Here is a 27000-nt window from a genome sequence, read left to right on the forward strand (position 1 = left end):
GCCTCACCGACTGTGGTCCCGGGCCTACGCGCGACTTTCCAAGTTTATTACTGAACTTTCCTGGTTTATTGCCGGTCGTGCTGCTATTTCCCTGACATAAGGGACTTCGCACTCTTCACAACCCCAAATCAATTTATGCATGTAACAGCCCACACAAAATCCCAGCGTAGCCTCCGACCACGTCAGGACAAAACAGACCGCGACGACAGCCGCCATCGCTACGGGCGAGGCCCCAAACAGGCGCATCGCAAGACACGTCGCCGCTAAACCGGCACCGAGCAACCATGCAAACCGTTTCGGCCGCGTTGGTTTCCACACAGGACGCATGTGCATTGTTAACGCTGTGCCCAGAATGCCGGTGGGGCTGAACGGAGTTAAGCCGGTAGCCGCCGCAGCCAACATATCAAAAAGCACGAGCGGACCCACAATGATTACCGGATCGGTTTCCGGGCGCAAGAGCAATAATGCAATCGTGATTGCCGAGATAATATTCAGCAAACCCGCCCTAGCGCGGGTCGCGGTTTCGTTGATGCGCGGCTCCGCATGTGTACGCGTCATCTGCCCCATCGCCCACCACGGCGTATTGAGAAAAGCATGTTCAAGTGGGACTGGTCGGCTAACCATCAATTAATCCTTCTGGGTTCACGTTCTCGTTGCAGCTTATTGTTGAGATTCAACAATCCATTCGCGCGCTTTGTCGGCTCCAGCGGTGGGGAACGTACGCAAGTCTCCGGGCATCAGGAGCGCGAAGAATTTCGTCGCCCGGCTCATCCATTCCACGTCGGTGACGAGCGCGCCGCGTTCCCAGTCGAAGAAGTGACTGAGGCCGAGCTTCGTATCTTTCCCGAGGGCCCCGGGATCGATCCCCGCGAAGTCGGACGCGATCACGGTGTCCGCCCGCAGTTTTTTGTGTCGAGTCAGCTTCTCGTTGATGTCCGGTATCAGCACCTTTTCGTAGTCCGCCTCAGTCAAATGCCCGTGGAGAGCAAATGCCACCACGTTGTCGGGGAAGTCCTTCAACGCCTCGATCACGATGTCTATCCTCCCGAACTGAAACGAGGTCTATTCTCGTGTCGTCATCGTCTCCTCGCGGGGCCTGCTTGCGTAAGAGGCCAAAGTCATCGCAACCACACAAACGGCCCGGCGTCGCGGACTGTAGATCTGTCGGCACGCCTACGCAGGTTCGAATCCCGAACCTGCGGCGACTGAACCTATGACGACCTTGCGTGCCGCATGACCGCCAGGGGCATTGGGGTTCTAGCCGGAGGCTTGGATTGCCGACGTTCGGGGATGGTCGCCCGAGACTATCGACCAGCAGGTGGGTCAGCTGCCGAACGCCTTCGACGGCGCCGCTCCCTCGGGCAACACGCCTGGGTATGGCTGCTCCAGCGCCGAGCGCTGGGCGGCGAACAACTGGTCGCAGGCCGCCAGCGCGACGTCGAGCAGCTTGTCCAGGGTCGAGCGCGGGAACGTCGCGCCCTCGCCGGTCCCCTGGACCTCCACCAGGGTTCCGGTGTCGGTGGCCACGACGTTCATGTCGACCTCGGCGCGGGAGTCTTCGTCGTAGGGCAGGTCGACCCGAATCCGGCCGTCGACCACGCCGACGCTGACGGCCGCGATGGCACACGACAGCGGTCGGGGGTCGGAAAGCTTGCCGGCCGCCGACAGGTAGGTGACCGCGTCGGCCAGGGCGACGTAGGCGCCGGTGATCGCCGCGGTGCGGGTGCCGCCGTCGGCCTGCAACACGTCGCAATCGACGGCAATCGTGTTCTCCCCCAACGCCCTAAGGTCGATGCACGCCCGCAGCGACCGGCCGATCAGCCGGCTGATTTCCTGGGTGCGTCCGCTCGGCCGGCCCTTCACCGATTCGCGGTCGGAGCGCGTGTGGGTTGCCGACGGCAGCATCGCGTATTCGGCGGTCAGCCATCCCAGCCCGGAACCCTTGCGCCAGCGCGGCACCCCCTCGGTCACGCTGGCGGTGCACATGACCTTGGTGTGGCCGAATTCGATCAGTACCGAGCCCGCCGGGTGGTCTGTGAATCCGCGGGTGATGACGACGGGGCGAAGCTCGTCGTCGAGGCGGCCGTCTTCTCGTTTGGACACCCAGTAACCCTAGCCAACGCCGGGTGGTCAGACCCTTTCGGAGCGGCGGACATCGAACGTCTCACCGCAGACCACCGCGTGCACGGGACCGTCGAACTCGGCCTTGGCCTCGGTGATGACGTCCTCGCGCGAAGTCCACGGAGGGATGTGCGTCAACAGCAGCTCGTGCACGCCGGCCTGCTTGGCGACCCGGCCGGCCTCCGTGCCGGACATGTGCAGCGCGGGCGGGCGATCCGGCGCGTGCGTCCAGGAGGCCTCGCAGAGGAAGACGTCGGCGCCGCGGGCCAGCTCGACCAGTTGGTCGCAGACCCCGGTGTCGCCGCTGTAGACGAACGACGCGCCGCTGGGGTCGGTGATGCGCAAGCCGTACGACTCGGTGGGGTGCGCGACCACGCGCGGCGTCACCGTGACCGCGCCGAACGTCACCGGCTCGCCGTCGACCCAGTGGCGGACGTCGAAAATGTCGGAACAGTCGTCGATCTCGCCGCCGTACGGCGACGACGCTGCGCCCAGCCGGGACCAGGTGTCGCCGGGCCCGTACAACAACGCCTTCCCGAGTGGCTTCGACGGGTGGTAGCGGCGCCACACGAACAGCCCCGGCACGTCCAGGCAGTGGTCGGCGTGCAAGTGCGACAGCAGCACGTGGACCGAGCCGGGATCGGCGTAGCGCTGCAGCGCGCCCAAAACACCGCCGCCGAAGTCGAGTACCAGCGGCGGGGTATCCGGTGCCCGAAGCAGATAACCCGATGCAGGCGAATCCGGACCGGTCACGCTGCCCGAGCAGCCGAGCACGGTTATTCGCACGGACACTACTGTGCCATGCCCGATGGGGCGATGGAGAAAACATGGCCGCTTTGGTGTGACCAGAATCTCCCCGCGCGCCTAGCGGGCGCGGGTTTGATGCACTGGCTGAACGCCGGTCACCGCGGGCCCGAGAAAGCGCGCGGCGAGTTTGGTGAAGGCCTCGGGATCGCCGGTCGCTTCGAACACCCTCGTGGCGGGCGGCGCGTCATGCGGGCGCAGCAGGTCTTTTTCGGTGAGCACCCGCAGCACCTCCTTGGCGGTCTCCTCGGCGCTCGAGACCAGCGTGACGTTCTCGCCCATCGCCAGTTGGATCAGCCCGGACAGCAGCGGGTAGTGCGTGCACCCGAGCACGAGCGTGTCGACCTGCGCGCGCTGCAGCGGCTCTAGGTAGCCCTCGGCCAGCCCGAGCACCTGACGCCCGCTGGTCACGCCGCGCTCGACGAAGTCGACGAACCGTGGGCAGGCCGCCGCGGTGATCTCCGTGTCCCGAGCGGCGGCGAACGCGTCCTGATAGGCGTGCGAGTTGATGGTCGCCCGGGTGCCGATGACGCCGATGCGCCCGTTGCGGGTGGTGGCGACCGCGCGCCGCACCGCCGGCAGGATCACCTCGACGACGGGGACGTCGTAGCGTTCGCGGGCGTCGCGCAGGCAGGCCGCCGACGCCGTGTTGCAGGCGATCACCAGCGCCTTGACGCCGCGGTCGACGAGATCGTCACCGATGGCCAGCGCGTGCGCGCGAACCTCGGGAATGGAGAGCGGCCCGTAGGGGCCGTTGGCGGTGTCACCGACGTAGATCATGTCCTCGTCGGGCAGCTGGTCGATGATCGCCCGCGCGACGGTCAGTCCCCCGACGCCGGAGTCGAAGACCCCGACGGGCGCTAACGGCGAACTCATGTCTTGGCGCGCCGCGCGCCGGCTTTCTTTTCGCGGGCCTTGCGCTCCGGGGCGGACAGCAGATACGCCGCGACGACGCCGGCGACCGCACCGGACAGGTGGCCCTGCCAGGACACCCCACCGCATTGGTGGAGCACCGGCATCGCGCCGAGCAGCACGCCGCCGTACGCGAACAACACCACCAACCCGATGACGATGTCGGTGAACCTGCGCACGAACACCCCGAACACCAGCAAAAACGTCAGCCAGCCAAAGATCAGGCCGGAGGCGCCGATGTGGTCGGTCGGTCCGCAACTGCTGCCGACGTCGCCGATCAGCCAGGTGCCGAAGCCGCCCAGGATCCATACGATCGCCGTGGCCCAGACGAACCGCGACAACCCGGCCAGCGTCATCAGGAATCCCAGCACCAGCAGCGGGACCGTGTTGGCCATCAGGTGCTGCCAGTTGGCGTGCAGAACCGGGGCGAAGATGATCCCCCACAGACCGTCGGCCTCTAGCGGCCTGATGCCGTTGGAATCCAGCCTGCCGCCCATCAGCTGGTCGATCAGCTCGACCAAATACAGGAGCGCGACGAACGTGAGGATCGTCGCCCCACCGACCATCCACTGGGGTCGCTTTTTCGACTTGGTTGCTGGCGCCCGCGGATGTCCTGGGGTCATGCCCATAGCTGCCCTTCTAGAGCGTTCTCGGCATCGTCCAGGCTACCGGCATACGTGCCGGTGTTGCTCCTGCGAGTCGAAGCGCGTCACGGTTCCCTTCAGGCGAATGCTCCGGGCAACACGGCTCGGTAGGTCGGTATTCCGGCGACCGATTCAGCGGCGAACACCGCGGACAGCACCGCGCGGGCCAGGCAGTCGGCCGCGGCCACACCGACCTCGGTGACGAGGCCCGTCTCCGGCGAGAACGCAGCGGGCGGCGGCTTCGAGCCGACGGCGGGTGCCACCTCAACTGCCCCGGTGGCCAGCGCGAACACGGTGTCGCCGTCAAGCGGGGTGTGCGCCGGCCGGATGGTCCGCGCCAGGCCATCCTGGGCGGCGATCGCTATGCGCCGGCACGCGGCCGCGCTCAGCGCGGCGTCGGTCGCGACCACGGCGATCGTGGTGTTCAGCGGGTTCAGGGGCGACGGCAACTGCGCGAACGCGTCGATCTGCTCGGCCGGCGGTGACGTCAGCCCGAACTCGCTGATCAGGTCGGCCATCCATGGCAGGCCGGTCGCGCGGTCGGCGACGTCGCCCGCGGAGTTCACGACGACGACGGCGCCGACGGTGACCCCGGACGTCAACGTCGTCGACGCCGATCCGACGCCGCCCTTGAGCACCCCGGCCCGCGCCCCGACGCCCGCGCCGACGGTCCCGACGGCCATCACGCCGGCTGCGGCGGCCGCGCAGGCCGCATAGCCGAACTCCGCGGTCGGCCGGCGGTCCCAGCCGCCAACCGGCAGGTCGAAGATCACCGCGCCCGGCACGATGGGCACCACGCCGCCCTCCATAGCCAGGCCGCGCTCGCTCTCTTCCAGCCAGCGCATGACCCCGTCGGCGGCCGCCAGTCCATAGGCGCTGCCGCCGGCGAGCAGCACCGCGTCGACGAACCGAACGGTGTTCGCCGGATCCAGCAGGTCGGTCTCGCGGGTGCCGGGCGCACCGCCGCGGCAATCGACGCCGCAGACCGTCCCGGGCGGGGTCAGCACAACCGTCACGCCGCTGGCCCAGCCGGCGCCCATCGACGCGTCGGGATCGAGTCTCTGGTGGTGACCGACGCGGATGCCCGCGACGTCGGTGATGGAGCTCATCCCGCCGGTCCCCCCATCAGCGCCAGGACCAGATACTCCTGCAGGACGGTCAGCCACTGGTAGACGTCGAAGTGCACGGCCAGCGGATGGTCGGCGGGCAGGCGCTCCGGTCCCTCCGGCCCGATCTCGAGCATCACCCCAAGCGTCAGCCGGATGTCGTTGACCGCCGCGATCCAGCAGTTCGCGTCGTCCTCGGTCAGCTCGAAACGGCCGCCGTTGTCCGGAACTGTATCCAGAAGCCGTTGCGCGGCAGCGCGTTTGGCGGCGATGATCTCCGGCTCGTGCAGGCTGCGCAGCGCGGCGTTGAGGCTGTCGGGTGCATCGCCGGAAGCTTTGTCGTCCGCGTCATCGGGTCCGGCGGCGTCGTCGGGATTGTGGAAATCCGGCAGCAGCCGGCGCAGCGTCGGATCGCCTGGCGGTTCGGCGTGCCCGGTCTTGATGCCGGTGATCTCCTCGAGTTCGTCTGTGGGTGAGGAAGATTCGCGCTCGTCGAGCAGGCCGATCATCGCGCTGACTAGGTTCTTGAGCAGGGCAGCCTCGTGGGATGCCAAGGCGGACCGAAAACGGGGCCCGTTGGCGGTCTCGACGCGCTTCCATTTGCGCACAAGGAGTCCCGGACTACCTCGAATCTCAGCGGTCCTGCTGCAACGTCGCCCACAAACCGGCGGCATGCAGCTTGGACACGTCGACTTCCATGGATTCCCGGCTGCCCGCCGAGACCACCGCCTTGCCTTCGTTGTGCACCTGCAGCATCAGCTTGGTGGCGTGCGGCTCGCTGTAGCCGAACAACTTCTGGAAGACATACGTCACATAGGTCATCAGGTTGACCGGGTCGTCCCACACGATGGTGACCCACGGGCTGGCCGTGACCTCCACCGGCGCTGACTCGCGTTGCCCGGTAGTGCCCGGTTTCGTGGGCGCTGACGCAACAACCATGGCCCCTACGATACCGAGGCACACGCACGCCGCCGCCAGCCGTTACCGTTGCGGAATGGACGAGCCGGTCCCGGCTGGGCTGCTGACCGACAAGTACGAGTTGACCATGCTGGCGGCGGCGCTGCGCGACGGCACCGCCCACCGCCGGACCACGTTCGAACTGTTCGCCCGCCGGCTGCCCGATGGCCGCCGCTATGGCGTGGTCGCCGGCACCGGCCGGCTCCTGGAAGCGTTGCCGCAGTTCAGGTTCGACGACGAGGCGTGCGAATTGCTGGCGCAATTCCTCGACCCGGACACCGTCGCTTACCTGCGCGATTTCCGGTTCGGCGGGGATATCGACGGCTACGCCGAAGGCGAGCTCTACTTCCCCGGGTCGCCGGTGCTTTCGGTGCACGGCAGCTTCGCCGAATGCGTGATCCTCGAGACGTTGGCGCTGTCGATCTTCAACCACGACACGGCGATCGCGTCGGCGGCGGCGCGCATGGTCAGCGCGGCCGGGGACCGGCCGCTGGTCGAGATGGGATCGCGCCGGACCCACGAACAGGCTGCGGTCGCGGCGGCCCGCGCCGCGTATCTCGCCGGCTTCGCCGCCTCCTCCAACCTGGAGGCCCAGCGCCGATACGGAATTCCCGCCGAGGGCACGTCCGCGCACGCGTTCACCATGCTGCACACCCACCGGGACGGGCCGGACGAGGTGGCGGCGTTTCGCGCCCAGGTCGACGCGCTGGGCGCCGGCACCACGCTGCTGGTCGACACGTACGACGTGACGGCCGGCGTGGCCAACGCCGTGGCCGCCGCCGGCACCGGTCTCGGTGCCGTGCGCATCGACTCCGGTGAGCTCGGGGTGCTCGCCCGTCAGGTGCGCGAACAGCTCGACGGACTGGGAGCCACGCAGACCCGCATCGTGGTGTCCGGCGACCTCGACGAGTTCAGCATCGCCGCCCTGCGCGCCGAGCCGGTCGACAGCTACGGCGTCGGCACGTCGCTGGTGACCGGCTCGGGCGCGCCGACCGCGAGCATGGTCTACAAGCTGGTCGAGGTGGACGGCATGCCCGTCCAAAAGCGAAGCAGCCACAAGGAATCCCGCGGCGGCCGCAAGGAGGCGCTGCGCCTGGCACGCCCGACGGGGACGATCACCGAGGAGGTGGTGTATCCCGCGGGCCGCCCGCCGGAGACCACCGAACCGTGCCGGGTGGTGACGACGCCCCTGGTCCGCCGCGGGGACGCGGTGTTCGACGGTGACCTGTCGGCGGCGCGCGAGCGGGTCGCTTCGGGACTGCGCAGCCTGCCGTGGGAGGGGCTGAACCTGTCACACGGCGAGCCCGCGATCCCGACGACGCAGATTCGGGCTTGAGAGCCCGGGAATGACCACGACCGACGTGTCCGTGTCCGCGTTGCTCGCCGTCGCCGTCGCCGCGCTCGGCGGCAGCGAGCGCCGCGGCCAGGTGGAGATGGCCGGCGCCGTCGAGCGGGCCTTCGAAACCGGCGAACACCTCGTCGTGCAGGCCGGCACCGGGACCGGCAAGTCGCTGGCCTACCTGGTTCCCGCGATCGTCCGCGCGGTCACCGACGACGCGCCGGTCGTCGTGTCGACGGCCACGATCGCGCTGCAGCGCCAACTCGTCGATCGCGACCTGCCCCGGCTGGCCGATTCACTCGCCGACGCGCTGCCGCGCCGGCCCCGCTTCGCGCTGCTGAAGGGCCGGCGAAACTACTTGTGCCTGAACAAGATCCACAACGGTGCCGCGGCCGGCGACCCGGACGAGGAGCGGCCGCAGGACGAGCTATTCGATCCGGTGGCGGTCAGCGCGCTGGGGCGCGACGTGCAACGGCTCACCGCCTGGGCGTCGACGACCGATTCGGGCGACCGCGACGACCTGAAGCCCGGCGTGCCCGACCGATCGTGGTCGCAGGTCAGCGTCTCGGCCCGGGAATGCCTGGGCGTGGCGCGCTGCCCGTTCGGCGCCGAGTGCTTCTCCGAGCGGGCGCGTGGCCAGGCCGGTGCCGCCGATATCGTCGTCACCAATCACGCGCTGCTGGCCATCGACGCCGTCGCGGAGTCGGCGGTGCTGCCCGAGCACGCGCTGCTGGTCGTCGACGAGGCGCACGAACTGGTCGACCGGGTGACGTCGGTGGCCACCGCGGAACTGACGTCGGCCGCCCTCGGCGTCGCCGCGCGCCGGATCGTCCGCCTGGTGGATCCCGAACTCGTCCAGCGGCTGGAGGCGACGACCGCCAACTTCTCCGCGGCCATCCACGACGGCACGCCGGGCCGCATCGACCGTCTCGACGACGAGATGGCGACCTACCTGGCGGCGCTGCGCGACGTGGCCACCGCGGCGCGGTCGGCGATCGACACCACCAGCGACGCGAAGGCGGCGTCGGCGCGGGCCGAAGCCGTTGCGGCGCTCAGCGAGATATCCGACACCGCGTCGCGGATCCTGACGTCGTTCACCCCACCCATCCCGGATCGCACCGACGTGGTCTGGCTCGATCACGAGGACAACCGGGGTTCGGTGCGGTCGGTGTTGCGGGTGGCGCCGCTGTCGGTCGCCGGCTTGCTGCGCACCGAGGTGTTTTCGCGCTCGACGACGGTGTTGACGTCGGCGACGCTGGCGATCGGCGGGTCCTTCGACGCGATGGCCGCCGCCTGGGGCCTGGCCGGAACGGACTCCGACGAACCGGCGGCCTGGCGCGGCCTCGACGTGGGTTCGCCGTTCGAACACGCCAAAGCCGGAATCCTGTACGTGGCCGCCCACCTGCCGCCGCCCGGCCGCGACGGCACCGGCTCGGCCGAGCAGCTGACCGAGATCGCCGAACTCATCACTGCTGCGGGTGGGCGCACCCTTGGGTTGTTCTCGTCGATGCGGGCCGCCCGGGCCGCCGCCGAGGCCATGCGCGCGCGGCTCTCGACGCCGGTGCTGTGCCAGGGCGACGACAGCACCTCGGCGCTGGTCGAGCAGTTCGCCGCCGACGAGGAGACCTCGCTGTTCGGCACCCTGTCGCTGTGGCAGGGCGTCGATGTGCCGGGGCCGTCGCTGTCGCTGGTGCTCATCGACCGCATCCCGTTCCCGCGGCCCGACGACCCGCTGCTGGGAGCGCGGCAGCGCGCGGTGGCCGCGCGCGGCGGCAACGGCTTCATGGCCGTCGCCGCCAACCATGCCGCGCTACTGCTCGCACAGGGGTCGGGCCGGCTGCTGCGCCGCGTCAGCGACCGGGGTGTGGTCGCGGTCCTGGACTCGCGCATGGCGACCGCCCGCTACGGCGGCTACCTGCGCGCGTCGCTGCCCCCGTTCTGGGCGACCACCGACGGCGCCCGGGTTCGCGCCGCGCTGGAACGGCTGCGCAAGGCTACCGAGCCAGCGTGACCAGACCCAACTCGTTGCTGGCGGCCAGCATCGGGTTGTTCGGCAGCACGCGCACCGTGTATCCCACCGCGCCGGCCAGCGGCAGCGGCGTGGTCGTCGAGAACACCTGGTTGCCGCCCTCGGCGGTGCCGGTGTAGGACATCTCGACGGTGACCGGGTCCAGCAGCGCGTCGCCGGCGTCGACCCGGCCCACCAGCGCCTGGACCGTGACCTCGTCGGGCGCCAGCCCGTCCAGCTGCACGGTCGCGGTCAGCGTCAGCTTGGAGCCGAGCACCGGAGAGTCCGGCAGGCCGGTGCTGTCGACGTCGGTGATGGTGATCTTGGGCCAGGCGTCGTGGGCGCGCCGGCGATAGACGGCCAGCTCGCGGGCCGCGTCGAACTCGGCGCCGCCGTCCTCGGCCGCCGTGGTCCTGCGCAGCGATTCCGCCGCCGGCGTGTAGTACTGCTCGACGTAATCGCGAACCATGCGGGACGCCAACACCTTTGGGCCGAGCGTCTGCAGCGTGTGACGCACCATCTCGATCCACCGCGGCGGGACCCCCTGTTCGTCGCGCTCGTAGAACTTCGGCGCCACCGCCTGCTCCAGCAGGTTGTACAGCGCGGTGGACTCCAGGTCGTCGCGACGGGCCTCGTCGGCCACGCCGTCGGCGGTCGGTATCTCCCAACCGTTTTCGCCGTCGTACCACTCGTCCCACCAGCCATCGCGGATGGACAGGTTCAGCCCGCCGTTCAGCGCGCTCTTCATCCCCGACGTGCCGCAGGCCTCCAGGGGCCGCAGCGGGTTGTTCAGCCAGACGTCGCAGCCCCAATACAGCAGCCGCGCCATCGACATGTCGTAGTCGGGCAAGAAGGCGATGCGGTGCCGCACCTCCGGCCGGTCAGCGAACCGCACCACCTGCTGGATCAGCGCCTTGCCGCCGTCGTCGGCGGGGTGCGATTTGCCGGCGACGATCAGCTGGATCGGCCTCTCCTCGTCCAGCAGCAGCTGTTCGAGCCGTTCCGGGTCGCGCAGCATCAGCGTCAGCCGCTTGTACGTCGGCACCCTGCGGGCGAACCCGATTGTCAGCACGTTGGGATCGAAAGCCGTTGCGATCCAACCCAATTCGGCATCAGGCGCGCCCCGCTCCTGCCAGGAGCGGCGCAGCCGCCGCCGGACGTCCTCGACGAGCAGCGCCCGAAGTTGCGACCGGATCCACCACAGATGCCCGGCGTCGACCTCCTGCAGCCGCAGCCACACACCGGGATCGCCGAACGAATCCGACCCGGCCAGCTCGCGGCCCAGCTGCAGCCACTGCGGGGCCGCCCAGGTGCGCGCGTGCACGCCGTTGGTGATCGAGCCGATCGGCACCTCGGCCGAATCGAATCCCGCCCACAGCTCGTTGAACATGGCCCGGCTGACCCGGCCGTGCAGCAACGAGACGCCGTTGGCGCGTTGAGCCAGCCGCAGGCCCATGTGGGCCATGTTGAACTTCGTCGGATCGTCCTCCGCGCCGAGCGCGAGGATCCGCGCGGTCGGCACGCCCGGCAGCAGGGCCGGCGCACCCTTGGCCTTTCTCGCCCCGTCGGCGCCGTCGTCCAGCCCGTCGTCGAAGTAAAGCCGCACCATGTCGACCGGGAACCGGTCGATACCGGCGGGCACCGGCGTATGCGTGGTGAACACGGTGGCCGACCGCACGACGGTCAGCGCGGTGTCGAAGTCCAGGCCGGAATCGGTGATCAGCTCGCGGATGCGTTCGGCCCCGAGGAACCCCGCATGCCCCTCGTTCATGTGCCACACCTCGGGCGCGGGCAGGCCCTCGATGGCGGTGAACGCGCGGATGGCGCGCACCCCGCCGATGCCGGCCAGGATCTCTTGGCGCATGCGGTGTTCCTGGTCACCGCCGTACAGGCGATCGGTGACGCCGCGCAGCTCGTGCTCGTTCTCCGGGACGTCGGAATCCAGCAACAGCAGCGGGACGCGACCCACCTGCGCGATCCAGACCCGCGCCCGCAGCTGCGCCGAGTCGGGAAGCGTCAGCTCCACCAGCACGGGTTCGCGCGCCGCATCGGTGAGCAGCCGCAGCGGCAGCCCCTGCGGGTCCAGCGCCGGGTAGGTCTCGTGCTGCCAGCCGTCCGCGGTCAGCGACTGCCGAAAGTAGCCGGACCGGTAGTACAGGCCCACCGCGATCAACGGGACGCCGAGGTCCGACGCCGACTTCAGGTGGTCACCGGCGAGGATCCCCAGGCCGCCCGAGTAGTTGGGCAGCACCTCGGCCACCCCGAACTCCATCGAGAAGTAGGCGATGGCGGCCGGCATCGCGGCCCCGGCGTGCTGCCGCTGCTGATACCAGAGCGGACGGCTCAGGTAATCGTTCAGGTCGGCCGACAGCGCATCGAGCCGGCCGACGAATTCTTCGTCGAGCGCAAGTTCGTCGAGCCGCGCCGGGCTCACCGCCCCGAGCAGCGCCACCGGGTCGGCGCCGCACCGCGCCCACAGCGTCGGGTCGATCGCCGCGAAAAGGTCTTGCGTGGGCTTGTCCCACGACCACCGCAGGTTGGTCGAAAGCTGATCCAGCGCGGCCAGACGATCGGGCAAATGAGCACGGACGGTAAAGCGGCGAAGGGCTTTCACACGTCATTACCTTACTGAGGATTTCGACGCTCGCAGGTCCAGCGAGTGCCCGTTTGCCTTCAGCGGTGTGTGATCGCCCACTAGGGTGGGTATCGGTTAGTTATTGGGCCGCAACGATGCGGTCCGTCCGATGAAGTCCCCACGACAGGAAGTTTCTGAGAGGCGAGGCATTCCGCGCCGAACACAGCGCGGTCTCGCCACACAATCGAAACGGAGTGGTTGTGCCCGGTCGTGTCGAGATCGACAACGTCCAGCCCGTCGTCTCCTGCGGCGCGTACCCCGCCAAGGCGGTGGTCGGCGAGATGGTCCCGGTCAGCGCCGCGGTCTGGAGAGAAGGCCACGAGGCGGTCGCGGCGACCCTGGTCGTGCGCTACCTCGGGCAGCGCTACCCGCAGGTAACCGAATCCCGCCGGATCAAGGCCGTCCAGGCCCCCGAACGGACCGCGCCCGCGCTCGACGGCAAGGCGGCCGAACCGCGGATCAAGCCGCTGCTGCTGCCCATGACCGAGGGCCAGGAGCCGTACGTGTTCCACGGGGTGTTCACCCCCGACCGGGTCGGGCTGTGGACCTTCCGCGTCGACGGGTGGGGCGATCCCATCCACTCGTGGCGGCACGGGCTGGTCGCCAAGCTGGACGCCGGGCAGGGCGCGACCGAGCTGTCCAACGACCTGCTGGTGGGGGCCGCACTGTTCGAGCGCGCCGCGACCGGTGTGCCGCGGGCTCGGCGCGATCCGCTGCTGGCGGCGGCCAAGGCGCTGCGGACGCCCGGGGACGCGGTCACCCGCACCGCGCTGGCGCTGGACCCCGAAATCGAGGAGCTCCTGGCGGAGTTTCCGTTGCGGGACCTCGTTACCCGCGGCGAGCAGTTCGGGGTATGGGTGGACCGGCCGCTCGCCCGGTTCGGCGCATGGTACGAGATGTTCCCGCGCTCGACGGGCGGCTGGGACAAGAACGGTAAGCCCGTGCACGGCACCTTCGCCACGGCGGCCGCCCAGCTCCCGCGGATCGCGGACATGGGCTTCGACGTCGTCTATCTCCCGCCGATCCATCCGATCGGGAAGGTACATCGCAAGGGCCGCAACAACTCCCCCACCGCCGCACCCGGCGACGTGGGATCTCCGTGGGCGATCGGCAGCGACGAGGGCGGCCACGACGCGGTTCACCCGGACCTGGGGACGATCGACGATTTCGACGACTTCGTCTCCGCCGCAAGCGATCTGGGCATGGAGGTAGCGCTGGACCTGGCGCTGCAATGCGCGCCGGACCATCCGTGGGCCCGCGACCACCGGCAGTGGTTCACCGAGTTACCCGACGGGACCATCGCCTACGCGGAGAACCCGCCCAAGAAGTACCAGGACATCTATCCGATCAACTTCGACAACGACCCGGCGGGTCTCTACGACGAAGTGCTTCGGGTGGTCCGGCACTGGATTGACCACGGCATCAAGTTCTTTCGGGTCGACAACCCGCACACCAAGCCGCCCGACTTCTGGGCCTGGCTGATCGGTCAGGTCAAAGACGCCGACCCCGACGTGCTCTTCCTATCGGAGGCCTTCACGCCGCCGGCCCGCCAGTACGGCCTGGCCAAGCTCGGCTTCACGCAGTCCTACAGCTACTTCACGTGGCGCACGGCCAAGTGGGAGCTCACCGAGTTCGGCAACGACATCGCCGCCCTCGCCGACTTTCGCCGGCCGAACCTGTTCGTCAACACCCCCGACATCCTGCACGCGGTGCTGCAGCACAACGGCCCCGGCATGTTCGCCATCCGCGCGGTGCTGGCGGCGACCATGGGTCCCGCCTGGGGCGTGTACTCCGGTTACGAGCTGTTCGAACACCGTGCGGTGCGGGAGGGCAGCGAAGAGTACCTGGACTCCGAGAAGTACGAATTGCGCCCCCGCGACTTTGCGGGTGCGCTGGCCGAAGGCCGATCACTCGAACCGTTCATCAAGCGACTCAACATGATTCGCCGCCTGCACCCGGCGCTGCAGCAGCTGCGCACGATCCATTTCCATGGCGTGGACAACGACGCCATGCTTGCCTACAGCAAGTTCGACCCGGCCACCGGCGACTGCGTGCTGGTCGTGGTGACGCTGAACGCGTTCGGGCCCGAGGAAGCGACGCTGTGGTTGGACATGGCGGCATTGGGTATGGAGCCTTATGAGCGCTTTTGGGTGCGCGACGAGATCAGCGGTCAGGAATTTCAATGGGGGCAGTCCAATTACATTCGCCTCGATCCCGGGCAGTCGGTCGCACACATCATCAACATGCCGCTCATACCGTACGAATCGCGAATCACGCTGCTGCGTAGGAGGTGACGGGCTGTGAGCCGAACCGACGAACTGGCCGGACTGGATCTGGCGCCCGATCCGGCCGACTTGGCGCGCCTGGTCGCCGGTGCGCATTACAACCCGCACGGCATCCTCGGTGCCCACGAATACGGCGACTACACCGTCATCCGGGCGTTTCGCCCGCACGCGCGGGAAGTCGTCGCGCTCGTCGGCGAGGACCGGTTCCCGCTGCAGCACATCGAAGCCGGCCTGTTCGCGGTGGCCCTCCCGTTCGTCGACCTGATCGACTACCGACTCGAGGTGACCTACGAGGGTTCCGACCCGTACGTCGTCGCCGACGCCTACCGCTTCCTGCCCACCCTGGGTGAAGTCGACCTTCACCTCTTCGGCGAGGGCCGCCACGAGCGGCTCTGGGAAGTCCTTGGCGCCCACCCCCGCTCGTTCACCACGGCCGACGGCGTCGTAAATGGGGTCTCGTTCGCCGTGTGGGCGCCCAACGCCAAGGGCGTCAACCTGATCGGCGAGTTCAACGGCTGGAACGGCAACGAGGCGCCCATGCGGGTGCTGGGCTCGTCGGGGGTGTGGGAGCTGTTCTGGCCGGGCTTTCCGCTGGACGGCCTGTACAAGTTCCGCGTGCACGGCGCCGACGGCGTGGTGACCGAGCGGGCCGATCCCATGGCGTTCGCCACCGAGGTTCCACCCCACACCGCGTCGCGCGTGACGCGCAGCACGTACACGTGGGAGGACGCCGACTGGATGGCGCGGCGCGCGCAACGCAACCCGGTGTTCGAGCCGATGAGCACGTACGAGGTGCACCTCGGCTCCTGGCGGCCGGGGCTCAGCTACCGCCAGCTGGCCCGCGAGCTGACGGATTATGTTGTGGAGCACGGGTTCACCCACGTGGAGCTGCTGCCGGTCGCGGAGCACCCGTTCGCGGGGTCGTGGGGATACCAGGTCACGTCGTACTACGCGCCGACGTCGCGATTCGGCACGCCGGACGACTTCCGGGGGCTGGTCGACGCGTTGCACCGGGCCGGCATCGGCGTCATCGTTGACTGGGTGCCGGCGCACTTCCCCAAGGACGCATGGGCGCTGGGACGATTCGACGGCACCCCGCTCTACGAGCACGCCGACCCCAAGCGCGGGGAGCAACTCGACTGGGGCACTTACGTCTTCGACTTCGGCCGCGCGGAGGTCCGCAACTTCCTGGTGGCCAACGCCTTGTACTGGCTCGAAGAGTTCCACGTCGACGGCCTGCGGGTGGACGCCGTCGCGTCGATGCTGTACCTGGACTACTCGCGCCCCGAGGGCGGCTGGACCCCCAACGCCTACGGCGGGCGGGAAAACCTGGAGGCGGTGCAGTTCCTGCAGGAGATGAACGCCACGGCCCACAAGGCCGCTCCCGGCATCGTCACCGTCGCCGAGGAGTCGACCTCGTGGCCCGGCGTGACGCGGCCAACAAACCTTGGTGGCCTTGGCTTTTCGATGAAGTGGAACATGGGCTGGATGCACGACACGCTCGACTACATCAGCCGCGACCCGATCTACCGCAGCTACCACCACCACGAGATGACGTTCTCGATGCTGTACGCCTTCAGCGAGAACTACGTGCTTCCGATCAGCCACGACGAGGTGGTGCACGGCAAGGGCACCCTGTGGGGCCGGATGCCGGGCAACAATCACGTGAAGGCCGCAGGCTTGCGCAGCCTGCTCGCCTACCAGTGGGCACACCCCGGCAAGCAATTGTTGTTCATGGGCCAGGAATTCGCCCAGCGCGCCGAGTGGTCCGAGCAGAACGGTTTGGACTGGTGGCAGCTCGACGAGCAGGGCTTCTCCAACGGGGTGTTGCGCTTCGTGCGCGACATCAACGAGATCTACCGCAGCCGACCGGCACTATGGAGCCAAGACACGATTCCCGACGGCTATTCCTGGATCGACGCCAACGACTCGGCCAACAACGTGCTGAGTTTCCTCCGGTATGGAAACGACGGATCGGTGATGGCCTGCGTATTCAATTTCGCGGGTTCGGAGCACAGCGGCTACCGGCTGGGCCTGCCCTGCTCCGGCCGCTGGCGCGAGGTGCTCAACACCGACGCGACCATCTACAACGGCTCGGGAATCGGCAACATGGGCGGCGTCGACGCCACCGAAGACCCGTGGCATGGTCGCCCCGCCTCGGCCGTAATGGTCCTGCCGCCGACGTCGGCGCTGTGGCTGGAACCCGAGTAGGGGCGCTCAGTACAGCGCGTTCGCCAAGTTGCGCCGACCGGCGATGACCTCGGGGTCGGCGGGATCGAACAGTTCGAACAGCTCGATCAGGCGGGTGCGCACCCGGGTGCGGTCGTCGCCAGATGTGCTGCGCACCAAGGCAGTCAGGCGCTCGAACGCGGCGCTCACATCCTGGTTGAGGATTTCCACGTCGGCGGCCGCCAACGCGGCGTCGATGTCGCCCGGCGCGGCGTCGGCCACCGCGACGGCGTCGGGGCGTTGCGCCGTTGCGCGCGTGAGGAAGTCGATCTGGCGGATCGCGCCCTTCGCTTCGGCGCTCCCCGGGTTGGCGTCCAAGATCGCCTGATACGACTGCTTGGCGGCGTCGAAGTCGCCGTCCTCAAGCTGCTGGCGCGCCTGGGCCAACTCCGGGTCCACTTCGGCTTGCTCGGAACCGCTTGCGCCCCTTAACTTCCCGGCTGTCGCCGACAACAGCGAGTCGACCCAGCGCCGCAACTGGTCGGGCGGTTGCACTCCCTGGAAGCTGGACAGCGGCTGCCCGGCGGCCAAAGCCACCACCGTCGGGACCGCGTCGACACCGAATATCTGGGCCACCCTGGGGGCCACGTCCACGTTGACCGTTGCCAGCGACCACTTGCCGGCGTCCTCGACCGCCAGGCCGGCGAACGCCTCGACGAGCTCCACGCACGCGTCGCTGCGCGGCGACCACAGCACGACCACCACCGGGACCTCGTCGGAGCGGACGAGCACTTCGGCTTCGAAGTTGGCCTCGGTGACCTCGGTCGCACCGGGGGCCGCCGGCCCGCCGGGGCCGGGCGGAGAAGCGCTCTGCTGGGCTCGCTGCTTGAGACCGGAAAGATCGACCGCACCGGCCAGTGCGGGCCCGATACTGGGTCGCGGACGCGTCACGCCGTCAAGTCTGTCATGCGCGCGGATAACCCCGAATCGGCCCCTCCGCGGCGCCGATGGCGGCTTATGACCTAAATCACAAACTTTCCCGAATGGCTGACGCCAGCAACGTCGAGCCGCGCGTCTAGCCGGCCCGCAGGATCAGCGCGTCACCCTGGCCGCCGGCCCCACAAAGGGCCGCGACGCCGTATCCGGAGCCGCGGCGGGCCAGCTCCAGGGCCACATGCAGCGTGATCCTGGCGCCCGACATGCCGATCGGGTGCCCGACGGCGATCGCGCCGCCGTTGACGTTGACGATGCCGGGATCGACGCCCAGTTCACGGGTCGAGGCCAGCGCGACGGCCGCAAACGCCTCGTTGATCTCGATGACGTCGAGCTGGTCGACAGAAATCCCCTCGCGACCGAGCGCTTTCTTGATCGCGTTGGCGGGCTGGGACTGCAGCGTCGAGTCCGGGCCCGCCACCACCCCGTGCGCGCCGATCTCCACCAGCCAGGAAAGCCCCAGCTCTTGGGCTTTGGCCTGGTTCATCACCACGACCGCGGCCGCGCCATCGGAAATCTGCGACGCCGAACCGGCCGTGATGGTGCCGTCTTTGCGGAACGCGGGCTTGAGGCCGGCCAGCGACTCGGCGGTGGTGTTGGCGCGGATCCCCTCGTCCTCGGCGAACTGCAGCGGATCGCCCTTGCGCTGCGGAATGTTGACCGGCACCACCTCGTCGGTGAACACGCCGTCCTTCCACGCCGCGGCCGCCTTCTGGTGCGAGGTCGCGGCGTACTCGTCCTGCTCGGCACGGGTGAACTTGTCGAGGTCGTTGCGCTGCTCGGTCAGCGCGCCCATCGGCTGGTCGGTGAACACGTCGTGCAGGCCGTCGTAAGCCATGTGGTCGCGCACCGTGACGTCGCCGTACTTGTAGCCGGCCCGGCTGTCCATCAGCAAATGCGGCGCCTTGGTCATCGACTCCTGGCCGCCGGCCACCACCACGTCGAACTCCCCGGCGCGGATGAGCTGGTCGGCCAGCGCGATGGAGTCGATGCCGGACAGGCACATCTTGTTGATGGTCAGCGCCGGAACGTCCCAGCCGATGCCCGCCGCGACCGCCGACTGGCGCGCGGGCATCTGGCCGGCACCGGCCGTCAACACCTGGCCCATGATCACGTACTCGACCGCGCTCGCCGGAAGTTTGGCCTTTTCCAGCGCGCCCGCGATCGCGATCGCGCCCAGATCGCTGGCCGAAAAATCCTTCAGCGAACCCATCAACTTGCCGATGGGCGTCCGCGCCCCAGCAACTATCACCGACGTCGTCATGAGTACCTCCTGGGCGTGCGCCAACGGCCGTTTCCGCGACCTGGAGAAGCGGAATCTTTGCTGCCACGTTACCGTGGTGTGATGACGACCGATCAAGTTGACGCCCGCCACCTCCTGGCAACGTCCTTGGTGACTGGCCTGGATCATGTCGGCATTGCGGTCGCCGACCTAGACGCCGCAATCACCTGGTACCACGACCACCTCGGCATGATCCTGGTGCACGAGGAAGTCAACGACGACCAGGGCATCCGCGAGGCGATGCTGGCCGTCCCCGGCACGAGCGCGCAGCTGCAGTTGATGGCCCCGCTCGACGACTCGTCGACGATCGCGAAGTTCATGGAAAAGCGCGGACCGGGCATCCAACAGATGGCGGTGCGGGTCAGCGATCTGGACACCATCTGCGAGCAGCTGCGCGAGCAGGGAGTGCGCCTCGTCTACGACGCGGCCCGGCGCGGCACAGCAAACTCGCGGATCAACTTCATCCACCCCAAGGACGCCGGCGGCGTCCTCATCGAGCTGGTCGAGCCCGCCTCCTGAAGCCTGCGCCGAGTGTGCGGCCAGCCGCACGTTCGGCGTTCAGCGTGCGGCCAGCCGCACGCTCGCGAATTCACGCCGGTGTTCTCAAGACCACTTTCGCGTCGGGCCGCGGGTAGCGCGGTTGGTCCAGCACGGCGTGTGCCAGTGCCGCCGGTCCTCGACCCCGCCATGTGGTGAATCGGTCGGCCATACCACCAGATGCGATGTGCCGGAACGTATTTCGTGGTCACAACCCGGGCAGCGGTAGGTCTTGAGCGCGCGGGCCGCCGCGATCGGCCGAACCTCGTACTCGTGACCATCGGGTCCGATTTCCACCCGGCTCAGCACCGGTGGCCGTATTGGCCGTTGGCCACGTGGCGGTGTGCGGCGCCGAGCCATGCCGCCAGTCTAGTCGGGCAGGTCAGAATAGCCGGTATTCGTCGCTATCCATGCCGCGCATCTTGTCGTAGTCCAGTGTGATGCAACGGATTCCGCGATCGGTCGCGAGAGTGCGCGCCTGCGGCTTGATCTGCTGGGCGGCGAAGACACCTTTGACCGGCGCCAGCACGCTGTCGCGGTTGAGCAACTCGAGATAGCGGGTGAGCTGTTCCACGCCGTCGATCTCGCCGCGCCGCTTGATTTCCACGGCGACCGAGCCGCCCCGTTCGTCGCGGCACAGCAGATCGACGGGACCGATTGCGGTCATGTACTCGCGGCGGACCAATGTGTATCCCTCGCCCAGCAATTGCACGTGCTCGGCCAGCAACGCCTGAAGGTGCGCCTCGACGCCGTCCTTCACCAATCCGGGGTCGACGCCCAGGTCGTGGCTCGAGTCGTGCTCGATCTCCTCGACCGTGATGCGGAGCTGCTCGCCGGCCTTGTTCTCGACCACCCACAGCGGCACCTCGCCGCCGAGCTCCTCGGTGAGCCAGCACGGCGGGCTCATCCAGTTCAACGGCTTGTAGGCGCGGTCGTCGGCGTGCACGCTCACCGATCCGTCGGCCTTGAACAGCAGCAACCTTCGCGCGGACGGCAGGTGTGCGGTGAGCCGGCCGACGTAATCGACGGTGCATTGGGCGATGACAAGGCGCACCCGACTCACCTTAGAGCGTGGGCGGCAAATAGGCTGGCGCCACCATGTCGGCCAAAATGAGCATGGCCCAACGTATCGGCCGGGTGCTCGAGCGGATCACCCGTCAGAGCGGTCGCCTGCCGGATACGCCGGCGTACGGATCCCTCATCCTCGGCCGGGTGGCGGAGAGCCAGCGGCGCCGTCGCATCCGCATCCAGATCATCATGACGGTGCTGGTGCTTGGGGTGAACCTGATCGGCATCGGCGTGGCACTGCTGTTGGTGATCGTCGCCATTCCCCAGCCGAGCATCTTCCACGACGCGCCGGCCTGGCTCACCTTCGGCGTCTCCCCGGCCTACATCGCCGCCGCCCTGGCGGTGGGCACGTATTGGATCACCCGCCGCACCGTGCTCGCTTTGCGCTGGGCGACCGAGGAGCGCGCCCCCACCGCCGAGGACGAGCGCAACACCTTCCTGGCGCCGTGGCGACTCGCCATGTACGACCTCGTCCTGTGGGGCATCGGGACGGTGGTCTACACGATCCTCTACGGTCTGGCCAACACCTTGTTCATCCCGCGGTTCCTCCTCGTCGTCAGCTTCTGCGGCGTCCTGGTGGCCACCGCGAGTTATCTACTCGCAGAGTTCGCGCTGCGCCCGATTGCCGCCCAGGCGCTCGAGGCGGGACCACCGCCGCGGCGGTTTTCGGCGGGCATCATGGGCCGCACGATGGTGGTCTGGTTCCTGGGTTCCGGCGTGCCCGTCATCGGCATCGGCCTGCTGGCGATGTTCCAGATCCTGCTGCGCAACCTGACCGAGACCGAGTTCGCGGTCGGCGTGCTGATCATTTCAGTCGCCACGCTCGTCTTCGGTTGCGCCCTGATGTGGATCCTGGCCTGGCTGACGGCGACCCCGGTGCGGGTGGTGCGCGCGGCGCTGCGCCGCGTCGAGCAGGGCAACCTGCGCGGGAACCTGGTGGTCTTCGACGGGACCGAGCTCGGCGAGCTGCAGCGCGGGTTCAACGCGATGGTCGACGGCCTGCGCGAACGCGAACGCGTGCGCGACCTTTTCGGCCGGCACGTCGGCCGCGAAGTCGCCCTGGCGGCCGAGCGCGAACGACCGAAACTGGGCGGCGAGGAACGACACGTCGCCGTCGTCTTCATCGACATCGTCGGCTCTACCCAACTGGTGACGAGCCAACCGCCGACCGAAGTCGTCGAAGTGCTCAACCGGTTTTTCGCAATCGTCGTCGAGGAAGTGGACCGCCATTGCGGCCTGGTCAACAAGTTCGAAGGCGATGCGTCGCTGGCCATCTTCGGTGCCCCGAACCACCTGGACTCTCCCGAGGACGAGGCCCTGGGCGCCGCGCGCCGCATCGCCGAGCGCCTCGCCGGCGAGATGTGTGAGCTGGATGCCGGCATCGGCGTGGCGGCCGGTCAGGTCGTCGCCGGCAACGTGGGCGCCAAGGAACGGTTCGAATACACCGTCATCGGCGAACCGGTCAACGAGGCCGCGCGCCTCTGCGAACTGGCCAAGTCACGCCCGGGCAAATTGCTCGCGACGGCAGGTGCCATCGAGGGCGCCAGCGAAGAGGAAAGTGCCCGTTGGTCTTTGGGCGATACCGTGACCCTGCGCGGGTACGAGCGCCCGACGCGGCTGGCCGCCCCGGTGGAGGCTAGCCGGTCCGATCGCTGATTCGCGCTGACAACGCCCGTGGTCAACGGCGATGACCACGCTCGATAGAAATCCTTTATAGGACAATAGAAATCGCGCCTTGACCCGCCCGCCGCGCCGCACCGATAGTGGTGAAGCTCCGGCCCGTGTGAGAAGGGTACATATTGACAACCGTTGCGCTGCTTGATCGTTCGCGAATCGTTGCTGGACCCGGATGGAACCGCTGGCTGGTGCCGCCCGCCGCGCTGTCCATCCACCTCGCCATCGGGTCGGTCTACGCCTGGAGCGTCTTCAAGATCCCGCTAGAGAAATCGCTGCACGTCTCGGGAACGGCCAGCGCGATGCCGTTCACCGTCGCCATCGTGATGCTGGGCCTTTCGGCCGCGGCGTTCGGCACGCGCGTCGACCACTACGGACCGCGCTGGGCCATGGTCGTTGCCACCGTGTGCTTCTGCAGCGGGTTGCTGATCGCCGGGTTCGGAGTTTCGGTTCACCAATACTGGCTCGTCGTGGTGGGATACGGGGTCGTCGGAGGGGTCGGCCTCGGTATCGGCTACATCTCGCCGGTGTCGACGCTCATCAAGTGGTTTCCCGATCGGCCCGGCATGGCGACCGGCTTGGCGATCATGGGCTTCGGCGGTGGGGCGCTGATCGCGTCCCCGTGGACGAACAGCCTGCTCGACGCGTTCGGCCGCACCAGCACCGCCGGCGTCGCCAGGACCTTCCTGGTGATGGGCGGCACCTACGCGGTGTTCATGGCGATGGGGTGCCTGCTGATCCGGGTGCCGGCGCCGGGATGGACGCCGGAGGGCTGGAAACCCAAGCCGCACAAAGCCGGATCGCTGATCACGACGGCCGGTGTGTCGGCGGCCAACGCGATCAAGACACCGCAGTTCTGGCTGTTGTGGGTGGTGCTCTGCTTCAACGTGACGGCCGGCATCGGCATCCTGGAGAAGGCCTCGCCGATCTATCAGGACTTCTTCCCGAGGGCGCCCCGCGCGGCGGCATTGGCGTCCGCGGCCGCCGGGTTCGTCGCGCTCCTGTCGCTGGCCAACATGCTCGGCCGGATCGGATGGTCGTCGTTGTCGGATGCGTTGGGGCGCAAGAACATGTACCGGCTCTACCTAGGCGGAGGCGCGCTCCTCTATCTCACGCTGGCGCTGACGACCAATTCCAACAAGGTCACCTTCCTGCTGTGCACGCTCCTGATCCTGTCGTTCTACGGCGCGGGGTTCTCGACCGTTCCCGCGTACCTGCGTGACTTGTTCGGCACCTATGAGGTCGGCGCCATCCACGGCAGGTTGCTGACGGCGTGGTCGGTCGCGGGCGTACTGGGTCCGCTGATCGTCAACGCCATCGCCGACTCGCAGAAGGCGGCCGGCAAACACGGCCCGGACCTGTACCTCGCCTCGTTCGAGGTGATGATCGCCCTGCTGGTCGTCGGGATGTTCTGCAATGAGCTGATCCGGCCCGTGGCCACGCGACATCACGAGCCCGACGGGGCCGCACCGGCGTCCGAAGCGGTCGCTGACCGGCAACCGGAGAGGCAACCATGACGAAGCCGAGCATCGCGCTGGCGTGGCTCTGGGTGGGCGTTCCGTTCGCTTACGGTGTCTGGCAACTCTTTTCGAAGATCAGCCAGTTGTTCGGCGCCTGACCCGAAACCCGTTTCCCTGACCAGCAGCACCGCCAGCGCCACGGCGACGAGAATGAGGGCACCCACGAACCAGACCGTGGCCGGCCACCCGCCGGCGCCGTAGACCAGCCCGCCGAATGCGCCGGCGACCGACCCGCCCAGGTAGTAGCTGAACAGGTACAGGGCCGACGCCTCGGCCCGATCCCGGCGCGCGGCCGCACCCACCCAACCGCTGGCCACGGTGTGCGCGGCGAAGAACCCGCCGGTGAACACACCGAGCCCGACGACGACCGCGACCAGTGAGTGCGGGACGGTCAGCGCCAGGCCCGTCACGGTGATCGGCAACGCGCCGCCGAGCACCAGCGCGCGCCCCCTGCGGTCGGCAAGCCGCCCGGCCACCACCGACGCCCCGGTGCCGGCGAGGTACAGCAAGAACAACAGTCCGACCACCGACGGCGCCAATCCGAACGGCGGGGAGGTCAACCGGTACCCGAGGTAGTTGTACACCGTGACGAAGCCGCCCATCAGCGCGAACCCCAGCGCAAAAAGCTTCAGCAACACGGGGTTTCGCAGGTGTGCGGCGAGGTCGCGCGCACTGGCGCGCACGCTGGCGGCCTTCGGGGTGAAGAACTGCGACCGGGGCACCAGGATGGCGAAGACCGCCGTACCCGCCAGCGTCGTCAGCGAACAGACCAACAGCGCGACACGCCAATTGCTGATGTCGACGACCAGCGCCGGAACGATCCGCCCGGTCAACCCACCGATGGTGGTGCCGGCGATGTAGCGTCCCATCGCCGCACCGAGCGACGAGGCGTGCACCTCCTCGGCGAGGAACGCCATCGCGACCGCGGGTATCCCGGCGAGCGCGACGCCGTGCAGCGCCCGGCCGACAAGCAGAACGCCGAGCGAGGGACTGAAGGGCAACAACAACCCGATCACGCTGGAAGCGACCCCCGACGTGAGCATCACCGTGATGCGTCCGTAGCGCTCTGAAAGCACACTCGCGGGGATGACCGACAGCGCCAGCACTCCCGTGGTCAGCGCGACAGTCAGCGCGGCGGTGGCCGGCGTGATCCGGTAGTAGTTCGAGAACGCCGGCAGCAGCGCCTGGGTGAAGTACATCGCCGCGAAACTGGCCAGGCCGGCACCGTACAGCGCCGCCGTCACCCGACGGTATCCGCGGCTTCCGGCTTGGTGGGCGATCGGCATGGCAACGATGTTTCGCCCCGCGGCGTGCGAACGGAAATGAATTGTTAGCGGAGTTATGATGCGATAACTACATAAGCAAAGGTGACGGCGATGCAGGACGGCGACTACGAGTGGTTCGTCACACTCGCGGAACTACAGCACGTCACGGCCGCGGCCGAACAGCTGCACATCGCCCAGCCGACCCTCACCCGGATGCTGGCGCGCCTGGAGCGGCGACTGGGCGTCGCGCTGTTCGAGCGCCGCGGCAAGCGGCTCGCGCTCAACACCTATGGACGGATCTTCTACGAGCATGCCCGACGCGCCCAGTGCGAGCTCGATTCGGCCAGGCGGGCGATCGACGACCTGGCCAATCCGGCCGTCGGCGAGATCCGCCTCGGCTTTCTCGGTTCGTTCGGGTCCACGGTGGTGCCGCGCCTGATCGCCCGGTTCAGGGCAGCGTCACCGGGAGTGACGTTCACGCTGGAGGAAGGTGCCGCCGAATCGATCGGCGACCTGGTGCGGTCCGGGTCGATCGACCTCGGCGTCGTTTCACCACGGCCACAGGCACCGAACCTGGCCTGGCGCAGCCTGTTTCGTCAGCGGCTCGGCGTGGCCTTCCCGCGCGACCATGCGCTTGCGGCTGCCGCGGCGGTATCCATGTCCGAGCTGACCGACGAGCCGTTCGTGGCCATGCAGCCCGGCTTCGGCATGCGCCGCCTGCTCGACGAGCTTTGCGCCGCAGCGCAATTCCAGCCGCGGATCATCCTCGAGTCGGCGACCCTCACGTCGACGGCCGGCCTGGTGGCCGCCGGACTGGGCGTCAGCCTGATGCCCATCGACGGCAGCGAGCACGCCCCCGGGATCAGCGTGCTGCCGTTGGCCGACGCCGACGCCTACCGGGACGTCGGACTGATCTGGAATTCCGGGCGAGCATTGCCCCGCCCGGCCCGCGACTTCATCACGTCCGCCGGGGGCGTCCATCACCAGGCCACGATGTAGCTTCTCTATCACTCTGCGCTGCTGAGTATTTCGCCAGACCACTGATGATGAGCTCAAGTCCGAGCGCAAACTCCTCTTCGATCGGCACAGGCAGGTGGTCGGCCACCGGCGCTGGTGGCGGGGAACAACCGTCGATCCAATGTATGAAAAAGATTGGACGCGTGCCGCTCGTCGAATCCGCGACCGCTGAGCTGAATGGCGAAGCCCAGCACGTAGCGGGCCACCGTCGCATACGAGCGGGCCGCGAGACCCGGGGTAAAGCCGCTGTCGAGCAGGACCGCCAGTAACGCTTCCCGCTGCGCCAGTGCATTGGGCCCCAGCGGAAGCTGGTCGACCAGCAGCGGAGCCACGTTGCGGTGCCTGTGCAACACCTCAAACGTCGCTCGTGCGAAGGACTCGCAGGCCCGCCGCCACTCCATCGTGGCGAGTCCCTCCGCGCTGCACTCGATCTCGCCGAACACGCGATCGACCACTTGCGAAACCAGCTCGCCTCGGTTGGCGAAGTGGCGATACAGCGTGGCCGTTCCCGACTCCAGCCGCTGCGCGAGGGTCCGCATCGAGAGCGCCTCAGCGCCCTCGTCGTCCACGATCTCGAGGGCCGTGCCGACGATGCGGTCGAGCGGAAGCCGCGGGCGTCCGCGGGACGGGCGGCCCGAGGTGTCGTCTGGAGTCGGTGGGCCGC

Annotated in this window: 23 protein-coding genes and 2 pseudogenes; 9 read left to right on the forward strand and 16 right to left on the reverse strand. The window is 68.3% G+C overall.

What is annotated here, in order from left to right; translation table 11 throughout:
- Positions 1–24: 24 nt before the first annotated feature.
- The 9 genes from AC5Y5E_RS19935 to clpS all read right to left on the reverse strand — a co-directional run bounded on the left by AC5Y5E_RS19935 (position 25) and on the right by clpS (position 6526).
- Positions 25–624, reverse strand: a complete 600-nt coding sequence (locus AC5Y5E_RS19935) for a DUF4395 domain-containing protein (RefSeq protein WP_499904412.1) — start codon at positions 622–624, stop codon at positions 25–27.
- Between the two features lie 36 nt (positions 625–660).
- Positions 661–1032 (reverse strand): SpoIIAA family protein, encoded by a 372-nt coding sequence (locus AC5Y5E_RS19940; protein ID WP_499904413.1) that lies wholly within the window; start codon positions 1030–1032, stop codon positions 661–663.
- 291 nt (positions 1033–1323) lie between these two features.
- Positions 1324–2103: a ribonuclease PH gene (gene rph, locus AC5Y5E_RS19945; RefSeq protein ID WP_499904414.1), complete on the reverse strand. Its 780-nt coding sequence runs from the start codon at positions 2101–2103 to the stop codon at positions 1324–1326.
- 27 nt (positions 2104–2130) lie between these two features.
- The gene (locus AC5Y5E_RS19950; RefSeq protein WP_499904415.1) at positions 2131–2913 is read right to left on the reverse strand and encodes a cyclic nucleotide-degrading phosphodiesterase; all 783 of its coding nucleotides are present in this window, start codon (positions 2911–2913) and stop codon (positions 2131–2133) included.
- Positions 2914–2985: 72 nt separating this feature from the next.
- Positions 2986–3801 carry a glutamate racemase gene (gene murI / locus AC5Y5E_RS19955; RefSeq protein ID WP_499904416.1) on the reverse strand — a complete coding sequence of 272 codons (816 nt, stop codon included), beginning with the start codon at positions 3799–3801 and terminating at the stop codon, positions 2986–2988.
- Positions 3798–4466 carry a rhomboid family intramembrane serine protease gene (locus AC5Y5E_RS19960; RefSeq protein WP_499904417.1) on the reverse strand — a complete coding sequence of 223 codons (669 nt, stop codon included), beginning with the start codon at positions 4464–4466 and terminating at the stop codon, positions 3798–3800. Before AC5Y5E_RS19960 ends, murI begins: the two co-directional genes overlap by 4 nt.
- Positions 4467–4558: 92 nt before the next feature.
- Complete coding sequence (locus tag AC5Y5E_RS19965) at positions 4559–5590, reverse strand: P1 family peptidase (protein ID WP_499904418.1); 1032 nt, start codon at positions 5588–5590, stop codon at positions 4559–4561.
- A complete protein-coding gene (gene aosR, locus AC5Y5E_RS19970) occupies positions 5587–6195 on the reverse strand; it encodes an oxidative stress transcriptional regulator AosR (protein WP_499904419.1) in 609 nt (202 codons plus the stop codon). The genes AC5Y5E_RS19965 and aosR overlap by 4 nt, the downstream gene beginning before the upstream one ends.
- Before the next feature lie 25 nt (positions 6196–6220).
- Positions 6221–6526: an ATP-dependent Clp protease adapter ClpS gene (clpS, locus tag AC5Y5E_RS19975; protein WP_499904420.1), complete on the reverse strand. Its 306-nt coding sequence runs from the start codon at positions 6524–6526 to the stop codon at positions 6221–6223.
- 55 nt (positions 6527–6581) lie between these two features.
- Here clpS and AC5Y5E_RS19980 point away from each other — a divergent pair, with 55 nt between their 5' ends.
- Entirely contained in the window at positions 6582–7880 is a 1299-nt protein-coding gene (locus tag AC5Y5E_RS19980; protein WP_499904421.1) for a nicotinate phosphoribosyltransferase, read from the forward strand.
- A gap of 10 nt (positions 7881–7890) precedes the next feature.
- The gene (locus AC5Y5E_RS19985; protein WP_499904422.1) at positions 7891–9894 is read left to right on the forward strand and encodes an ATP-dependent DNA helicase; all 2004 of its coding nucleotides are present in this window, start codon (positions 7891–7893) and stop codon (positions 9892–9894) included.
- Here AC5Y5E_RS19985 and glgP read toward each other — a convergent pair.
- Positions 9878–12505, reverse strand: a complete 2628-nt coding sequence (gene glgP, locus AC5Y5E_RS19990; RefSeq protein WP_499904423.1) for an alpha-glucan family phosphorylase — start codon at positions 12503–12505, stop codon at positions 9878–9880. The two genes, AC5Y5E_RS19985 and glgP, sit on opposite strands and share 17 nt — an antisense overlap.
- A 221-nt stretch (positions 12506–12726) precedes the next feature.
- On the opposite strand from glgP, the gene AC5Y5E_RS19995 reads away from it, so the two are divergent.
- A complete protein-coding gene (locus tag AC5Y5E_RS19995; protein ID WP_499904424.1) occupies positions 12727–14820 on the forward strand; it encodes an alpha-1,4-glucan--maltose-1-phosphate maltosyltransferase in 2094 nt (697 codons plus the stop codon).
- Positions 14821–14826: 6 nt separating this feature from the next.
- Positions 14827–17022 carry a 1,4-alpha-glucan branching protein GlgB gene (gene glgB, locus AC5Y5E_RS20000; protein WP_499904425.1) on the forward strand — a complete coding sequence of 732 codons (2196 nt, stop codon included), beginning with the start codon at positions 14827–14829 and terminating at the stop codon, positions 17020–17022.
- Between the two features lie 6 nt (positions 17023–17028).
- Here the strand turns inward: glgB and AC5Y5E_RS20005 are convergent, their stop codons facing one another.
- Entirely contained in the window at positions 17029–17931 is a 903-nt protein-coding gene (locus AC5Y5E_RS20005; RefSeq protein ID WP_499904426.1) for a tetratricopeptide repeat protein, read from the reverse strand.
- Between the two features lie 124 nt (positions 17932–18055).
- On the reverse strand, positions 18056–19237 hold the full coding sequence (locus AC5Y5E_RS20010; protein ID WP_499904427.1) for an acetyl-CoA C-acetyltransferase: 1182 nt from the start codon (positions 19235–19237) through the stop codon (positions 18056–18058).
- 78 nt (positions 19238–19315) lie between these two features.
- Between AC5Y5E_RS20010 and mce the strand changes: the two genes are divergently transcribed.
- On the forward strand, positions 19316–19774 hold the full coding sequence (gene mce / locus AC5Y5E_RS20015; protein WP_499904428.1) for a methylmalonyl-CoA epimerase: 459 nt from the start codon (positions 19316–19318) through the stop codon (positions 19772–19774).
- Positions 19775–19858: 84 nt separating this feature from the next.
- On the opposite strand, the gene AC5Y5E_RS20020 is transcribed toward mce, so the two are convergent.
- Both AC5Y5E_RS20020 and nucS read right to left on the reverse strand, forming a co-directional pair.
- Positions 19859–20152, reverse strand: a complete 294-nt coding sequence (locus AC5Y5E_RS20020) for an Rv1322 family protein (RefSeq protein WP_499904429.1) — start codon at positions 20150–20152, stop codon at positions 19859–19861.
- A gap of 22 nt (positions 20153–20174) precedes the next feature.
- Entirely contained in the window at positions 20175–20846 is a 672-nt protein-coding gene (gene nucS, locus AC5Y5E_RS20025; RefSeq protein ID WP_499904430.1) for an endonuclease NucS, read from the reverse strand.
- 44 nt (positions 20847–20890) lie between these two features.
- Between nucS and AC5Y5E_RS20030 the strand changes: the two genes are divergently transcribed.
- The 3 genes from AC5Y5E_RS20030 (at position 20891) to AC5Y5E_RS20040 (ending at position 24152) form a co-directional block, all read left to right on the forward strand.
- A complete protein-coding gene (locus AC5Y5E_RS20030) occupies positions 20891–22516 on the forward strand; it encodes an adenylate/guanylate cyclase domain-containing protein (RefSeq protein WP_499904431.1) in 1626 nt (541 codons plus the stop codon).
- A 143-nt stretch (positions 22517–22659) separates the two neighbouring features.
- A complete protein-coding gene (locus AC5Y5E_RS20035; RefSeq protein ID WP_499904432.1) occupies positions 22660–24051 on the forward strand; it encodes an L-lactate MFS transporter in 1392 nt (463 codons plus the stop codon).
- On the forward strand, positions 24048–24152 hold the full coding sequence (locus AC5Y5E_RS20040; protein WP_499905012.1) for an MFS transporter small subunit: 105 nt from the start codon (positions 24048–24050) through the stop codon (positions 24150–24152). The genes AC5Y5E_RS20035 and AC5Y5E_RS20040 overlap by 4 nt, the downstream gene beginning before the upstream one ends.
- Here the strand turns inward: AC5Y5E_RS20040 and AC5Y5E_RS20045 are convergent.
- A pseudogene (locus tag AC5Y5E_RS20045) lies at positions 24153–25340 on the reverse strand (MFS transporter); the annotation flags it as partial.
- A gap of 90 nt (positions 25341–25430) precedes the next feature.
- On the opposite strand from AC5Y5E_RS20045, the gene AC5Y5E_RS20050 reads away from it, so the two are divergent.
- Positions 25431–26318: a LysR family transcriptional regulator gene (locus AC5Y5E_RS20050; RefSeq protein WP_499904433.1), complete on the forward strand. Its 888-nt coding sequence runs from the start codon at positions 25431–25433 to the stop codon at positions 26316–26318.
- Here AC5Y5E_RS20050 and AC5Y5E_RS20055 read toward each other — a convergent pair.
- Positions 26278–26929, reverse strand: a pseudogene (locus AC5Y5E_RS20055) (TetR/AcrR family transcriptional regulator). The gene AC5Y5E_RS20050 and the pseudogene AC5Y5E_RS20055 overlap by 41 nt on opposite strands.
- Positions 26930–27000 lie beyond the last annotated feature (71 nt).

Source organism: Mycobacterium sp. NGS54, from assembly GCF_059812465.1.

What these genes read in the sequence shown, in the direction of transcription:
- AC5Y5E_RS19935 (WP_499904412.1), bottom strand. Translation starts at nt 624, where the DNA reads ATGGTTAGCCGACCAGTCCCACTTGAACATGCTTTTCTCAATACGCCG.
- murI (WP_499904416.1), bottom strand. Translation starts at nt 3,801, where the DNA reads ATGAGTTCGCCGTTAGCGCCCGTCGGGGTCTTCGACTCCGGCGTCGGG.
- AC5Y5E_RS19960 (WP_499904417.1), bottom strand. Translation starts at nt 4,466, where the DNA reads ATGGGCATGACCCCAGGACATCCGCGGGCGCCAGCAACCAAGTCGAAA.
- AC5Y5E_RS19965 (WP_499904418.1), bottom strand. Translation starts at nt 5,590, where the DNA reads ATGAGCTCCATCACCGACGTCGCGGGCATCCGCGTCGGTCACCACCAG.
- clpS (WP_499904420.1), bottom strand. Translation starts at nt 6,526, where the DNA reads ATGGTTGTTGCGTCAGCGCCCACGAAACCGGGCACTACCGGGCAACGC.
- AC5Y5E_RS19980 (WP_499904421.1), top strand. Translation starts at nt 6,582, where the DNA reads ATGGACGAGCCGGTCCCGGCTGGGCTGCTGACCGACAAGTACGAGTTG.
- AC5Y5E_RS19985 (WP_499904422.1), top strand. Translation starts at nt 7,891, where the DNA reads ATGACCACGACCGACGTGTCCGTGTCCGCGTTGCTCGCCGTCGCCGTC.
- AC5Y5E_RS20010 (WP_499904427.1), bottom strand. Translation starts at nt 19,237, where the DNA reads ATGACGACGTCGGTGATAGTTGCTGGGGCGCGGACGCCCATCGGCAAG.
- AC5Y5E_RS20020 (WP_499904429.1), bottom strand. Translation starts at nt 20,152, where the DNA reads ATGGCTCGGCGCCGCACACCGCCACGTGGCCAACGGCCAATACGGCCA.
- AC5Y5E_RS20030 (WP_499904431.1), top strand. Translation starts at nt 20,891, where the DNA reads ATGTCGGCCAAAATGAGCATGGCCCAACGTATCGGCCGGGTGCTCGAG.
- AC5Y5E_RS20040 (WP_499905012.1), top strand. Translation starts at nt 24,048, where the DNA reads ATGACGAAGCCGAGCATCGCGCTGGCGTGGCTCTGGGTGGGCGTTCCG.
- AC5Y5E_RS20050 (WP_499904433.1), top strand. Translation starts at nt 25,431, where the DNA reads ATGCAGGACGGCGACTACGAGTGGTTCGTCACACTCGCGGAACTACAG.